At 66.9% G+C, this 13,759-nt stretch carries 15 protein-coding genes; 4 read left to right on the top strand and 11 right to left on the bottom strand.

Annotated features, from left to right (window positions below; translation table 11 throughout):
- Nucleotide 1: 1 nt before the first annotated feature.
- From flgJ to QMX79_RS05570, 10 genes are all read right to left on the bottom strand, one after another.
- The gene (flgJ, locus tag QMX79_RS05615; protein ID WP_282245223.1) at nucleotides 2-1,228 is read right to left on the bottom strand and encodes a flagellar assembly peptidoglycan hydrolase FlgJ; all 1,227 of its coding nucleotides are present in this window, start codon (nucleotides 1,226-1,228) and stop codon (nucleotides 2-4) included.
- Entirely contained in the window at nucleotides 1,228-2,343 is a 1,116-nt protein-coding gene (locus QMX79_RS05610) for a flagellar basal body P-ring protein FlgI (RefSeq protein ID WP_282245221.1), read from the bottom strand. Before QMX79_RS05610 ends, flgJ begins: the two co-directional genes overlap by 1 nt.
- Nucleotides 2,344-2,350: 7 nt before the next feature.
- Nucleotides 2,351-3,043 (bottom strand): flagellar basal body L-ring protein FlgH, encoded by a 693-nt coding sequence (gene flgH, locus QMX79_RS05605; protein WP_282245219.1) that lies wholly within the window; start codon nucleotides 3,041-3,043, stop codon nucleotides 2,351-2,353.
- Nucleotides 3,044-3,065: 22 nt separating this feature from the next.
- Entirely contained in the window at nucleotides 3,066-3,851 is a 786-nt protein-coding gene (gene flgG, locus QMX79_RS05600; RefSeq protein WP_068851734.1) for a flagellar basal-body rod protein FlgG, read from the bottom strand.
- A gap of 105 nt (nucleotides 3,852-3,956) precedes the next feature.
- Complete coding sequence (locus QMX79_RS05595) at nucleotides 3,957-4,709, bottom strand: flagellar basal body rod protein FlgF (protein ID WP_282245214.1); 753 nt, start codon at nucleotides 4,707-4,709, stop codon at nucleotides 3,957-3,959.
- A gap of 35 nt (nucleotides 4,710-4,744) precedes the next feature.
- Complete coding sequence (flgE, locus tag QMX79_RS05590) at nucleotides 4,745-5,968, bottom strand: flagellar hook protein FlgE (RefSeq protein WP_282245211.1); 1,224 nt, start codon at nucleotides 5,966-5,968, stop codon at nucleotides 4,745-4,747.
- A gap of 31 nt (nucleotides 5,969-5,999) precedes the next feature.
- Nucleotides 6,000-6,680: a flagellar hook capping FlgD N-terminal domain-containing protein gene (locus QMX79_RS05585; protein ID WP_282245209.1), complete on the bottom strand. Its 681-nt coding sequence runs from the start codon at nucleotides 6,678-6,680 to the stop codon at nucleotides 6,000-6,002.
- A gap of 26 nt (nucleotides 6,681-6,706) precedes the next feature.
- Nucleotides 6,707-7,114, bottom strand: a complete 408-nt coding sequence (flgC, locus tag QMX79_RS05580; RefSeq protein WP_214903342.1) for a flagellar basal body rod protein FlgC — start codon at nucleotides 7,112-7,114, stop codon at nucleotides 6,707-6,709.
- Between the two features lie 3 nt (nucleotides 7,115-7,117).
- Nucleotides 7,118-7,513 (bottom strand): flagellar basal body rod protein FlgB, encoded by a 396-nt coding sequence (flgB, locus tag QMX79_RS05575; RefSeq protein WP_282245203.1) that lies wholly within the window; start codon nucleotides 7,511-7,513, stop codon nucleotides 7,118-7,120.
- 518 nt (nucleotides 7,514-8,031) lie between these two features.
- Nucleotides 8,032-8,976 (bottom strand): chemotaxis protein, encoded by a 945-nt coding sequence (locus tag QMX79_RS05570; protein ID WP_282245200.1) that lies wholly within the window; start codon nucleotides 8,974-8,976, stop codon nucleotides 8,032-8,034.
- A 106-nt stretch (nucleotides 8,977-9,082) separates the two neighbouring features.
- Here QMX79_RS05570 and flgA point away from each other — a divergent pair, with 106 nt between their 5' ends.
- From flgA to QMX79_RS05550, 4 genes are all read left to right on the top strand, one after another.
- A complete protein-coding gene (gene flgA, locus QMX79_RS05565; RefSeq protein WP_282245198.1) occupies nucleotides 9,083-9,745 on the top strand; it encodes a flagellar basal body P-ring formation chaperone FlgA in 663 nt (220 codons plus the stop codon).
- A gap of 81 nt (nucleotides 9,746-9,826) precedes the next feature.
- Nucleotides 9,827-10,129 (top strand): flagellar biosynthesis anti-sigma factor FlgM, encoded by a 303-nt coding sequence (flgM, locus tag QMX79_RS05560; protein ID WP_068851758.1) that lies wholly within the window; start codon nucleotides 9,827-9,829, stop codon nucleotides 10,127-10,129.
- Nucleotides 10,126-10,464 (top strand): flagellar protein FlgN, encoded by a 339-nt coding sequence (locus QMX79_RS05555; protein WP_093532818.1) that lies wholly within the window; start codon nucleotides 10,126-10,128, stop codon nucleotides 10,462-10,464. Before flgM ends, QMX79_RS05555 begins: the two co-directional genes overlap by 4 nt.
- A 61-nt stretch (nucleotides 10,465-10,525) precedes the next feature.
- Nucleotides 10,526-11,755 carry an ATP-binding protein gene (locus QMX79_RS05550; RefSeq protein WP_282245255.1) on the top strand — a complete coding sequence of 410 codons (1,230 nt, stop codon included), beginning with the start codon at nucleotides 10,526-10,528 and terminating at the stop codon, nucleotides 11,753-11,755.
- A gap of 243 nt (nucleotides 11,756-11,998) precedes the next feature.
- On the opposite strand, the gene QMX79_RS05545 is transcribed toward QMX79_RS05550, so the two are convergent.
- Nucleotides 11,999-13,756, bottom strand: a complete 1,758-nt coding sequence (locus tag QMX79_RS05545) for an EAL domain-containing protein (protein ID WP_282245194.1) — start codon at nucleotides 13,754-13,756, stop codon at nucleotides 11,999-12,001.
- Between the last annotated feature and the right edge of the window lie 3 nt (nucleotides 13,757-13,759).

The raw sequence follows: 13,759 nt of genomic DNA, 5'->3' as shown, positions 1-13,759 counted from the left end.
CTCAACGACGGATTGCCCCCAGCCCGGCGGGGCTGGCGGTGCTGGCAAAGGTGCGGCCCAGGCGCTGGCTGGCATCGCCCACGGCGGCGATGGCGCGCTCGATGGTCGGGCCGCCGGCGATCGCGGCGATCTTGGCCGCGTAGCTGGGGTCGGTGGCGTAGCCGGCCTTCTGCAGGCCCTGGGCGAAGCCGCGGACATCGCCGCCGGCCTGCAGCGCGTTCTGGTAGCGCGGGCTGTTCTTGAGCAGTTTCACGTAGTCGGCAAAGCTGTCGCCAACCGAGGTGTAGGCACGGAAGCTGGCGGTTTCGTTGCGGCGCACGCCATCCACGTACTCGTGGGTGCCGCTGGTGGCGCGTTCGCCACTCCAGCCGCTGGCCTTGATGCCGAACAGGTTGTGCGAGCTGCCGCCGCCATTGCGCTGCACCAGCTTGCGGCCCCAGCCGGTTTCCAGCGCGGCCTGGGCGACCAGCGCCTTGGCATCCACGCCCAGTTCGCGCGCGGCCTGCTGCGCGTGGCCCCAGATGCTGGCCACGAAGCCTTCGGGGGTATGTGCGCCCAGCTGGGCGGCGGCGGTGCTGCCGGCCAGCGTGTCCACGGCACTGGGGCCGGTGTTGGCGGCGGCGGTGGTGCCGACATCGCGCCAGCGGTCGTCGGCCATCGCCCAGTTGTCGCTGGACGGATCGGTGGCGGGCGCGGCCCCATACGGATCGCTGCGGCCGATTGCTTCATGCATCTGGCTGCTTTCGCGGCCGGCAATCAGGTCCAGGGCGCGTTCCATCGGTTGCAGCACCGCCGACGGCGCCTGCCCGCCGAGCTGCTGCAGCAGCTCCACTTCGCTTGGTGCGGACGGCGCTGCACCGGACGCGGGCAGGGCCATCGGCGCGGCGGCCGGCGCGTTGAGCCGGTAGGCGCGCAGCGCCGCGGCCGGATCGAGACGGGTGTCGGTGGGCTTGGTGGCCTCGGTTTCGCCGCCGCCGAGCTGGCGCGAGATCATCGCCGACAACCCCAGGCCGCGGCCCTTGGTCATCGCTTCGGCGATCTTCTGGTCGTACATGTCGCGGAACATCTGGTTTTCGCCGGGTAGCAGCGAATCGCCGAAACTGGCATCGCGCATGCTCTTGACCAGCATCTGCGCGAACTGGCCTTCCAGCTGGCGCGCGACCTTGTCGACCTTGGCCGGGCTGTTGGCCTGGGCCGGATTGAGCTCCAGTGACGGTTGGATGCGCATCAGATCACCTCGAGTTCGGCACTCAGCGCGCCGGCCTGCTTGAGCGCCTCCAGGATCGCGATCAGGTCGCCCGGGGCGGCGCCCACGGCATTGACCGCGTGCACGATCTCATCGAGGGTGCTGCCGCCGTTGAACTTGAACATGCGGCTGCCGTCGTTGGTGGCGGTGATGGTGGACTGCGGCGTGGCCACGGTCTGGCCACCGGCGAAGGCATTGGGCTGGCTGACGTTGGTGTTTTCGTTGATCGTCACGGTCAGCGAACCGTGCGAGATGGCGGCGGCGCCGACCCGTACCTGCGAACCGATCACCACGGTGCCGGTGCGCGAATTGACCACCACCTTGGCCGGCGCGGTGCCGGGGGTGAGTTCGAGGTTCTCGATGCGGGCCAGCAGGCCGATGCGTGCGCCGGGGTCCTGGGGCGACTGCACCGCCACGGTGACGCCATCCACGGCGCGCGCGGCGCCATCGCCGAATGCGTTGTTCAACGCGGCGACCATGCGCGACACGGTGGTGAAGTCGTTCTTGTGCAGGTTGAGCGTGATCTCGCCGCCGGCGCTGAACACGTCGGGCAGGGCACGTTCGACGGTAGCGCCGTTCGGAATGCGGCCGACGCTGGGCACGTTGACCGACACCCGCGAGCCATCCTTGCCCTGTGCGCCAAAGCCACCCACCACCAGGTTGCCCTGGGCGATGGCGTAGACCTGGCCGTCGGCACCCCGCAGCGGTGCCATCAGCAGCGAACCGCCACGCAGCGACACCGCATTGCCGATCGACGACACGGTGATGTCGATCGGCTGGCCCGGCTTGGCGAACGGCGGCAGCTCGGCGTGGATCGCCACGGCGGCCACGTTCTTCAGCTGGGGGTTGACGTTGGCCGGCACGTTCACGCCCAGCTCGCCCAGCAGGTTCTTCAGGCTCTGCACGGTGAAGGGGGCCTGGCTGGTGCGGTCACCGCTGCCATCCAGGCCGACCACCAGGCCGTAACCGACCAGCGCATTGCCGCGCACGCCGCCGACCTGGGCCAGGTCCTTGATCCGCTCAGCCGAGGCCGGCGCAGCAACGAACAGCAGGGCCATCAACGCGACGGCAACACGGGGGAACCGGGAAAATTTCATATGCATCTCAGAACGGCACCAAAGCCGAATTGAAGAAACGACTCAGCCAGCCCATCGCATTGGACTGGGCCACCGGGCCGCGGCCGCCGTAGACGATGCGCGCATCGGCCACGCGGCTGGAGGGAATGGTGTTGTCCGGGGAAATGTCCGCCGCGCGCACGACGCCCTGCACCTGCACCAGCTCATCACCCTGGTTCAGCCGCAGGTTCTTGGCACCCTGCACGACCAGGTTGCCGTTCGGCAGGCGCTGCATCACGGTCACGGTCACGCTGCCCTGCAGGCGGTTGCTCTGCGCGCTGGTGCCCTTGCCGGTGAAGTCGCGCGAGCCGGTCGCGCTGGCGCCCAGGATGTCCTTGCCGCCCAGGGTCACCGGCGCACCGAACAGCGTGGGCGTGCCCAGCGCGAGGTTGGATTCCTTGTCGGTGCTGGTGTTGGCGGTGGTCTGCGCGGTGGTGCTTTCGGTCAGGGTGATGGTCAGCAGGTCGCCGACATCGCGTGCGCGGCGGTCGGAATACAGCTGCAGGCCGGGGCCCGAGGCGTAGATCGCCCCGGCCGTGGCCGGTGCGCTGGGCGCGACCACGGGCACGACCGGCGCCATTGCCGGATACGGGCGCACATCGCCCGCGATGACGCAGCCGCCGAGCAGGGCGGTCACGGCGCTGGCGAGCAGCAGGCGAAGGGTAGGGCGCAGAGGCGACATGGCAGGTTCCCGGTTCAACCGATCAGACGTTGTTGTTGAGGTAGCCGAGCATGGAGTCGGTGGTGGAGATCGCCTTGGCGTTCATTTCGTAGGCGCGCTGGGTTTCGATCATCGACACCAGCTCTTCGACCACGTTGACGTTGCTGCCTTCCAGCGCACCCTGCACCACGCTGCCCAGGCCGTTCAGGCCGGGGTTGCCGTTCTGTGCGGGGCCGGAGGCGGTGGTTTCCAGGAACAGGTTCTCACCGCGTGCCTGCAGGCCGGCCGGATTGACGAAGTCGGTCAGGGTCAGCGCGCCGATTTCCACCGAGGCGGCGTCGTCGGCCATCTTCACGCTGATGGTGCCGTCGGTGCCGATGGTGAGCGACTGCGCGCCTTCGGGAATCTGGATGCCCGGCTGCACCGGGTAGCCGCTGTTGGTGACCAGTTCGCCCTGCTGGTTGCGCTGGAACGAGCCGTCACGGGTGTACGCCGACGAACCATCGGGCATCTGCACTTCGAAGAAGCCGCGGCCGTTGACCATCACGTCCAGCGCGCGGCCGGTCTGCTGCTGGCTGCCCTGTTCGAAGTTCTTCGAGGTAGCCACCACGCGCACGCCGGTACCCAGCTGCAGGCCGGTCGGCAGCTGCGTCTGGGCAGACGAAGAACCGCCAGGCTGGCGCACCTGCTGGTACAGCAGGTCTTCGAAGCTGGCACGGTCCTGCTTGAAGCCGGTGGTGTTGGTGTTGGCGAGGTTGTTGGAAACCACCGACATGCGCGTCTGCTGCGCATCCAGTCCGGTCTTGGCGATCCACAATGCCTGGTTCATGGCCTTGTTCCTGTGTTGATGCGGGTGGCCACGCGGGGTGGCCGTTGTCCTGGCTGATGCATGGCGCGTGCCACAACCGCGCCGGGATTACGTCGGGGGCGCCGGTCAGCTGCCCAGGCGCAGCAGGGAGTTGGCGCTGCGGGCGTTTTCGTCGCCGTGCTTGATCACCTTCACCTGCATTTCGTACTGCCGCTGCAGCTGGATCATCTGCACCAGCGCGCCGGCGGCATCCACGTTGCTGCCTTCCAGCTGGCCGCTGTCCAGCGACTTGCCCTGGGCCTGCACGAACGGCTGCTGCGGGTCGGTGTTGCGCATCAGGCCGTCCAGCCCGCGCTCCAGCCGCGCATCCTCGGCGGCGACCACGCGCAGGCGGCCGATCACCGCCATGGTCTGCGGGCCTTCCCCCTGCGGGATGATCGAGATGGTGCCGTCGTTGCCGATGTCCATCGCCTGGTACGGCGGAATCGCGATCGGGGCGCCGTTCTCGTCCAGCACCGGATGGCCGCCGGCGGTTACCAGCTGGCCATTGGGCGTGATCGACAGCGATGCACCGCGGGTATAGGCCTCGCCGCCCCCGGTGGGCGCCTGCACGGCCAGCCAGTTGCCGGCGTCCAGCGACAGGTCCAGCGCGTTGCCGGTGATGTGCTGGGCACCCTGGCGCCGGTTGAAGCCGGCATCCACGTGCAGCGCGTCCACGCGCGAGGCGTAGCCGGCACCCTTGATCGGGAAGGCCTCGGTGTTGGCGAGGGCTTCCTTGAATCCGGGGGTATCGGTGTTGGCCAGGTTGTGCGACAGCGTGCCCTGCGCCTGCAGGGACGCACGTGCACCGGTCATCGCGACGTAGAGCGCCTTGTCCATCGTTGTATTCCCGTGCTGCTGCGATCAGTGGCTCATCAACGGATGTTGATGATGGTCTGGGTGATCTGGTCCATCGTGGAGACCATCTGCGAGTTGGCCTGGAAGTTGCGCTGGGCGGTGATCATGTTGACCAGCTGCTCGGTCAGGTCGACCGTGGAGGACTCCAGCGAACCGGCCTGGACCTTGCCCAGGTTGGAGCTGTCGGGTGCGCCGGTACGCGGGGTGCCGGAGCTGAAGGTTTCCACCCACAGGTTGTTGCCCTTGGCTTCCAGGCCCTGCGAGTTGTTGAAGGTGGTCAGCGCGACCTGGCCCAGCGGCTTGTCGTCGCCGTTGGTGTAGCGGGCGTAGACCACGCCGTCTTCGGACACGGTAATCTCATTGAGCTTGCCGGCCGCGTAGCCGTCCTGCTGGGTGTTGCGCAGTGCGAACTTCTCGCCGTACTGGGTCGACCCGGTGACATCCAGGGTCATCGCCAGGGTGCCGGCGCCGGTAGTCGGGGTGAACGGGTCCATCACGATCTGGCCGTTGGCCGGGTTGGTCAGCGCGCCGGCATCGTTGAAGCTCAGCGTGGTCGGGGTGCCCACGGCCTGGCCGTCGACGTAGTTGTAGACCTGCCATTCGTTGGCGGTGGCGGTCTTGACGAAGTACGAGGTCTGGGTGTGGCTCACGCCCAGCGAGTCGTACACGGTGATGCCGCCGGTGGACTGGTTGTAGCTGTTGGAATCGGTCGGGTCGAAGGTGGCCAGGGTCGGTTGCTTGGCGTTGGCCGGCAGGGTGAAGGCCACGTTGACCTTGCCGGTCTGCTTGGGCGGGCTGTCGGTGGTGAGCAGCTGCAGGTCGGTGAGGCGGCCGCTGTCGAAGCTGGTGCCGTCGGCATTGGGCGCGAACACCTGCAGGCGTGCACCCTGCGGGTTGGTCACATAGCCGGCCTGGTCGGTCTGGAAGTTGCCGGCGCGCGAATACACGCGGGCGCCGTTCATGTTCATGGTGAAGAAGCCCTCACCGGAGATCGCCATGTCCAGGCTGCGCCCGGTCTGTTCGTTGTTGCCCTGCGAGAACTGCTGGGCCACGTTGGTCAGGCGCACGCCCGAGCCGACCGCGTTCTTGGACAGGCCGTAGCTGGTGGCCGAGAACAGGTCGGCGAACTCGGCGCGCGATTCCTTGAAGCCGGTGGTGTTGACGTTGGCGATGTTGTTCGCGGTGACGTTCAGGTCGGCATTGGCGGCATTGATGCCGGACAGCGAAATGTTGAAGCCCATGGGGTTCTCCTTGGATGCGTGACGAAGGGACTCAGCTGACGCGCAGCACGTAGTCGATCGGGGCCGTGCCCAGGCCCTTGAGGTTGAGGTACAGGCCGTCCGAGCCGACGGTGACGCTTTCCACCGGTGCTTCGACGTAGGTATTGATCTTGGTCTGGGTGCCGGCACTGTCGGTGTGGGTGGCGGCGATGGTGTAGCTGCCGGCGGCCATGCGGTTGCCGTTGGCATCCTTGCCATCCCAGTCGAAGGTCACTTCGCCGGCTTCCTTGGCTTCCACGCTGAGCTGGGTGACCTTCACGCCGTTGGCGTCGGTGATGTCCACGGTGACGTAGCCGGCGCCGGGCGCGGCGACCATGCCGCTGGTATCGCCTTCGGCCTCCAGCTGCCACTTGGTGGAGGGCACCAGTACGTCGTGGCCGACCAGCGCGGCGCCGCGCAGCACCTGGTCGCCGGCCATCGATTCCTGGAAGCCCTTGACGGTGCTGTTGAGGTCGTTGATGCCCTGCACCTGCGACAGCTGCGCCATCTGCGCCACCATCTGGGTGTTGTCCATGGGCTTGAGCGGATCCTGGTGCTGCAGCTGCTCGGTCATCAGGCGCAGGAAGTCGGCCTGGTCCAGGGTGTCCTTCTTCTTGGTGGTGCTGCTGTTGGGTGCGTTCAGGCCCAAGGCGCTGTAGATGTCGGTGTTGCCGACGCCGCTGGTGCTGCTCATGACGGTATGTCCTGCAATAAGAAGGGTCAGCGACCCATGGTCAGGGTGGCCAGCGCCAGTTCCTTGGCGGTGGTGAGCATCTCCACGCCGGCCTGGTAATTGCGCGAGGTCGAGATCAGGTTGACCATCTGGGCAACGGGGTCGACATCGGGCTGGTAGATGTAGCCATCGCCATCGGCCAGCGGGTGGCCGGGTTCGTAGCGCTTGATCGGCGCGGCGTTGCTCTGGCTGATTTCCTTGACCTGGACGGTGGTGATGTTCGGGTCGGTGCGGCTGGTGACCGACTGGAAGATCGGTTCCAGCGGCTTGTAGACGGCATCGGCCGAGCCGGCGATGGTGTCGGCGTTGGACAGGTTGGAGGCCAGCGTGCTCATGCGCACGGACTGGGCCTGCAGCGCGGAGCCGGCGATATCGAAAATGGGCAGGTTGCTCATGGCTTATTGCCCCGTGATCGCGGTGAGCATGGAGCGCACCTTGGATTCGACGAAGCTCAGCGAGGCGCGGTATTCCAGCGCGGCGCGGCCATAGGCGGCGCGCTCGGCATCGGGATCGACGGTGTTGCCGTCGATGCTCGGCTGCACGCCTTCCTTGGTGATCTGGAACGGGTTGAGCCCACCACCGATGGTGAAGTGCTGCTCATTGGTGGTCCGCATGAGACCGTTGCTGTCGGCACCCTGGGCGTTGCGCAGGGCGGCATCGAAGTCCAGGTCCTGGGCCTTGTACCCGGGGGTATCGGCATTGCTCAGGTTGCTGGCAATCAGCTTCATCCGCTGCTCGCGCAACGGCATGGCCTGGGCATGGACACCCAGATAGTCGGAAATCAGGTTGGGCATGGCGCTCTCCCACGGGACGATGTGGGGGAGGGTGCAAGGTGTGTGCCAGAACGTGGGATGGGCCCGTAACGGTTACTCGCCCATGGTTGATTGATCCGGATCCCGATGGGCCCGTAATGGGTATGTGCCCATGGTTGATTGATCCGGATCCTGATGGGCCCGTAACAATTCGTAGCCCCGGCCGTTGGCCGGACACCGCGCGCAGCGCGGCCCAAGTATCCGGAGGCGTTTACGTAAGGGTTGCGACCAACACCCCGGCGTTTATACGTTCCGAAGAAGCCCGTCAGGCGTTCATGACCCCGGAACGAAGAGCAGCCGGCCAACGGCCGGCGCTACCGCTTCGGACGCTTTAAACGCCGGAGGGATGACCGGAACCGCGGTTTGCCGTGCCCGGACGCTTGGGCCGCGCTGCGCGCGGTGTCCGGCCAACGGCCGGGGCTACGAATTGTTACGGACCCATCAGGATCCGGATCAATCAACCATGGGCCCAGCAACCGTCACGGGCCGTTTCCGGCGCCTCAGGCCGCCAGGGCGACCTTCCGGAGGCGGTCGAGTACGAAATCGGCCAGTTCGTGCGGGGAATACTTCGCCACGAAGGCGTTGGCGCCGACCCGTTCGACCATGGCGTTGTTGAATACGCCCGAGAGGGAGGTGTGCAGCAGCACGTACAGGCCGGCCAGGCCCGGGTGGCGACGGATTTCCGTCGTCAGGGTGTAGCCGTCCATGGCCGGCATTTCGATGTCCGAAATGACCATGGCGTAACGCTCGGCCGGGTTTTCGCCGGCGGCGTGGATCTGCAGCAGGTGGTCCAGCGCCTGCTTGCCGTCCGAGAGCAGGGTGGCACCCACGCCCAGCTGGTCCAGCACGCTGCGGATCTGCTGGCGGGCCACGCGCGAGTCGTCCACCACCAGTACCTGCAGCTGCGGGGCGTCGGCCGGCAGCGCCATCGAGGGGTCCAGGACCGCCTCGCCACGCACCTGGGCGATGTCGGCCAGCACGCTTTCCACGTCGATCACCTGGATAAGCTCACCCTGGAAGCGGGTGACGGCGGTCAGGTAGCTCGATTCGGCGCCCAGCTCCGGCGGCGGGTGGATGTCCTCGACCGCGATGTTGACGATGCGCTCCACGCCGCTGACCAGGAAGCCCTGGATAGAACGGTTGAACTCGGTCACCACCAGGTAGCCCGGCGCCTTGTCAGCGTCCGGCTCGCGCTCGGGGTGGCCGATCGCCAGGCCCAGGTCCAGCACCGGCACCGAGCGGCCGCGCACGTCGGCCACGCCGGCGAACTGGCTGGGCAGCCCGGGCACCTGGAACAGGTCCGGCCGGCGCAGGACTTCCTGCACCTTGAACACGTTGACGCCAAAAAGCTGACGTCCGCCTAGGCGGAACAGCAGCAGGGCCAGGCGGTTGTGGCCAGCCAGGCGCGTGCGCTGGTCGATGCGGTTGAGCAGGTCATGTGACATGGGAGTGGTATCGGCGCCAACCGCGTTCACTTGAGCGGGCAGATGACCGCGTGAACGGCACGGCGCTTGCATGGTGCTGCGCATGTGCCATGCCCCCGGAGCCGCCATGCGTATCCTTCTTATAGTTGTCACGCTGATCGCCTTGGCAGGTGCGTCCCCGCACGCCCGGGCCGCCGGCGGCTGGCAGCCTGTAGACAGCATCCGCGCCGCCGCGCTGTCCACGTTGCCGGCGGGCAGCGAAGGCGACACGACCCTGGATTCGGCGCTGCGCCTGCCGGCCTGCGGCCAGGACCTGCGCGCCCAGCCCACCGGCACCAGCACCGTGGAGGTCAGCTGCCCCGACGCGGGCGGCTGGCGCCTGTTCGTGCCGGTGAAGGTGCGCCGCAACCAGACCGTGCTGATCCTCAATCGTGGCATTGCCGCTGGAGAAACCATCGGGGTGGCCGATATCACCACTGCACAGCGTGACGTGGCCCGCATTGCCGGTGCTGCCCTGGCCGATCCGGCCGTGGCGGTGGGGCGGGTGGCGCGGCGTACGCTGAGTGCCGGCAGCCTGCTGTCGGCCAACGACCTGGTCGCCCAGCGTCTCATCCGCCGCGGCGACAGCGTCGCACTGGTCTCCCGTTTTGGCGGGGTCGAAGTCCGGGTGGCGGGCAAGGCACTGGCCGATGCAGGTGAAAATGAACGCGTATCCGTGGAAAATCTGTCGTCACGCAAGGTGGTCCAGGGCACGGTGGCGGCCAGTGGCGACGTTTTTGTGACGCGCTGACCACTCCAGCACGCAAAATCTCCTAAAGATGCCGGCCCCCGTGCCGTTATCCCTTGTGAACCGTAACTCCCAGGACAACCCATGAGCCAGAAAATCGACGGCAACCTGCAGGCGACCGCCCATCTGCGCAGCATTGCGCCGGGCAACAAGCCCAGCGTGAGCACCGATGCCCCGGCGCGGCCGGTGGAAGCGGCCGACAGCCTGAAGCTGACCGGCGAGGCCACCAGCCTGCAGGCCCTGCAGCGCGAACTGAGCACCGCCCCGGCGATCGATGCCGGCCGCGTGCAGGCCGTGCGCGAGTCGCTGCAGAACGGCACCTACAAGATCAACCCGGACGCGATCGCCTCGCGCATGCTTGAGCTGGACCAGCAGCTGCAGAAATGAAGCTGGCCATGAGCGAGCCTCTGCAGCGCCTCAGCGATGCCCTGGACGTCGAACGCCAGGCATTGGTGGAGCATGACGTCCAGTCCCTGATCCGCGCCACCAGCGCCAAGCTCGATGCGCTGCGTGCGCTGGAGCAGGTGTTGCCGGTGGGGCAGAACGAACGCCTGCAGGAACTGGCCGAGCGCAACCGCGCCAACGGCGTGCTGCTGGCGCGCCGCCGCCGCGAGGTCAACTGGGCGCTGCGCCAGCTGGGCCGCAGCGAAGCCTCCTCGGCGTACGACGCCAAGGGCCAGGCCAACACCCTGCATACGCGCCGGCCGCTGGCCGTCGCCTGAGCGCCACGCCGGATCGCGCTCCAACACGGATATAGTGGGCACCTGTTTCAACTGCCCCGATGTGACCGTGACCGTGCCCACCACTTTTGTCACCGCACCGCTGCCGCCGCAGCCGGTTCTGCTTGCGCTGTTCGAGCGCATCAACGAAGGCGTGCTCCTGTTCCGTGATGACGGCAGCGTCGCCGTGGCCAATGCCGCCGTGCGCGGCATGCTTGGCCAGGCCGAGATCGAGGCCGGCGTGGATCCCGCGCAATGGCTGCGCCAGCTGCTGCCACCCGATGCCCTCGAGCACGCCCGCCTGCACGGCCACTGGAACGGCAGCCTGCCGGTGGGCGAGCGCATGGTCATCGCTCATGTCTACCAGCAGGAAGATGCCGGCAAGCGCCACTATCTGGCCCTGTTCCGCCGCATCGAAGGCCAGGAAGACTACGAGCGCGAGCTGCAGCAGCGCCACGCCGAACTGCGCCAGGCCTACCTGCGTCTCAACGGCACCCAGGAAAAACTGCTGCAGTCGGAAAAGATGGCCTCCATCGGCCAGCTCGCCGCCGGCGTGGCGCACGAGATCAACAACCCCATCGGTTACGTGCACTCCAACCTGGGCAGCCTGCAGGAATACCTGCGCAGCCTGTTCACCGTGATCGAAGCCTACGAACGCGCACTACGCGCGCCGGACCCGAAGGCGCTGATTCCCGAAATCGACGATATCCGCAACCGCTTCGATATCGACTTCATCAGCCGCGACCTGCCGCAGCTGATGGCCGAATCCCGCGAGGGCATCGAGCGCGTCACCCGGATCGTCCGCGACCTGAAGGACTTCTCCTATTCCGGCCGCGACGAGTCGTGGAAGCTGGTCGACCTGCACTCGGGGCTGGAATCGACCATCAACATCATCTGGAACGAGCTCAAGTACAAGGTCGACCTCAAGCGCGAGTTCGGCCAGCTGCCGCTGGTGGAATGCCTGCCGTCCGAGCTCAACCAGGTGTACATGAACCTGCTGCTCAACGCCGGCCACGCCATTGCCGAGCGAGGCACCATCACCGTGCGTACCGGTGTCGATGGTGACTACGCATGGGTGGAGTTCGAAGACACCGGCGGCGGCATTTCCCCGGACCTGCGCCAGCGCATCTTCGACCCGTTCTTCACCACCAAGCCCGTGGGCAGCGGCACTGGGTTGGGGCTGTCGATTTCGTACAGCATCATCAACAAGCACCACGGGCGCATCGACCTGGAGAGCACCCCGGGTGTGGGGTCACGGTTCCGGTTGGTATTGCCGATCAAGCAGCCGCGGTAAAGCGTAGCGCCGATCGTTTCCATACGTTACCGGGCGTTGTGGGGTTCACGGCAGTCGTTTGGGAACCGACCCTACCAGCATCCGCCCACGACCATCTGTCGGGGGGGAGGGCGGCGGGTAGCCCACGGAGGGACTGTCAAAAACATGGATGTTTTTGACAAGCCTCCATGGATGGATTCACGGCGTGTCCCGGAGTGGGCTGCCCGACGCCCTCCCCGGCACGGATAAACGGAAACGCTGCTTTTAGTCGCCTTCCGGCGCCGGTATCGCAACCGGCTGTGATGTATTGGCGCGGCGTTGTTCTTCGTGCGTGCGGAACGCCTGGTGGATGTGCTTGCGCAGCTCGTCGTCGTTCCACGGCTTGGTCAGGAAGCGGTAGATCGCGCCCCGGTTGATCGCGTCGGTCACCGTGTTGAGGTCCGTGTAGCCCGACAGCACCAGCCGGATCGTGTCCGGGTACAGCATCTTCACCCGGCCCAGGAACTCCGTGCCGCTCATGTCGCTCATGCGCTGGTCTGACAGGATCACCTGCACATCGTTGATCGCCAGCAGGTCGAACGCATCGCGCACGTTGCCCGCCGCCAGGATCCGGTAGCCATCGCGGCGGAACAGACGCACCAGCGAACGCAGCACGTTCTCCTCATCGTCCAGCAGCAGCAGCGTCCGGTCCGGGCGTGTTTCAGCGAACGCCTCCGGACGCAGGTAGCGCCGGCGCAGCGTCATGCCCGCCGCGTCGGCCGACATCGGCTCTCCAAACAGATAGCCCTGGAACACGTCGCAGTCGTTGCGGCGCAGGAAACCCAGCTGGGCCTGCGACTCCACCCCGTTGGCGATCACCGTCATGCCCAGCTGGTGGCCCATGGCGATGATCGCGCGCGCGATGGCCGCCTCGCGGTTGCCGGCCGGCGCGCTCTTGATGAAGCTGCGGTCGATCTTCAGCTTGTCCACCGGATAGCGCACCAGCGCGCTCAGGCTCGAATCGCCGGTACCGAAGTTGTCCAGGCTCAGGCTGATGCCTTCGTTGCGCAGGTTCACCAGCGTTTCGTGCACGAAGTTGACGTTGTTGGTCAGCGCACTTTCGTTGATCTCCAGCGTGAGCATGTGCGCCGGCACCCCCGCGGTCTGCATCAGCGCCATCACCTCGGCGAAGAAGTTCGGACGCAGCAGCTGCAGCGTCGACACGTTCACCGCGATGGTGAAGTCATCGAAGCCCAGGTCGCGCCACAGCTTGGCCTGCTTCAGCGCGCCCTCCAGCACCCATGTGCCGATCTGCACGATGATGCCCAGCCGTTCGGCCGTGCGCATGAAGCGCTCCGGCACCAGCATGCCCAGCGTCGGCGACTGCCAGCGCAGCAGCGCCTCCATGCCCACCACGTGGCCATCGCGGGCGCTCACCAGCGGCTGGTAGCGCAGCTTCAGTTCGCCATTGGGAATGGCGTCCACGATCTGGCGCGCGATGATGCTCTCGCTGTGCGCACTGGACGGCGTGTTGACCGCATGGATGCGCACCGCATTGCCGCCTTCGCGGGCGGCCTGGTACAGCGCGTCCTCGGCATGGTCGAGCAGGCGTGAGGTCTCGGTTGCATGTTCCGGGCACAGGCTGACCCCGAGCTTGCCGGTCATGAACAACGTGTACGGCAGGACCGAGAGCGGCAGCTCCAGCTGCTGGCGGATCTCTTCGGCCAGGTCGTCTGGCAGCGGCAGGTCGGCGGTGCGCGGTACCGCGATCAGGAACTCATCGCTGCCATGCCGCCACAGTTTGCCGCGCCCACGCAGGTGGTGCTGCAGGCGCTGCGCCACCAGCACCAGCGCCTGGTCGCCGACTTCGGCGCTCATGTTTTCGTTGACCGATGCGAAATGGTCGATATCCACGTGCATCAGCATCAACGGCGTGCCACCGGAGGCGGCCTCGGCCACCATCGCCTGCAGCGCGGGGTTGCCGGCGCCCAGCCGGGGCGGCGCGTCCTCGATGCTGACCAGGGGCAGGGAAGGGTTCCACATGAC

Source organism: Stenotrophomonas sp. PS02300 (assembly GCF_029959395.1).
Taxonomy (GTDB): domain Bacteria; phylum Pseudomonadota; class Gammaproteobacteria; order Xanthomonadales; family Xanthomonadaceae; genus Stenotrophomonas; species Stenotrophomonas maltophilia_AD.
The sequence above is the reverse complement of the archived record's forward strand: the minus strand, read 5'-3'. Positions and strand labels throughout refer to the sequence as shown.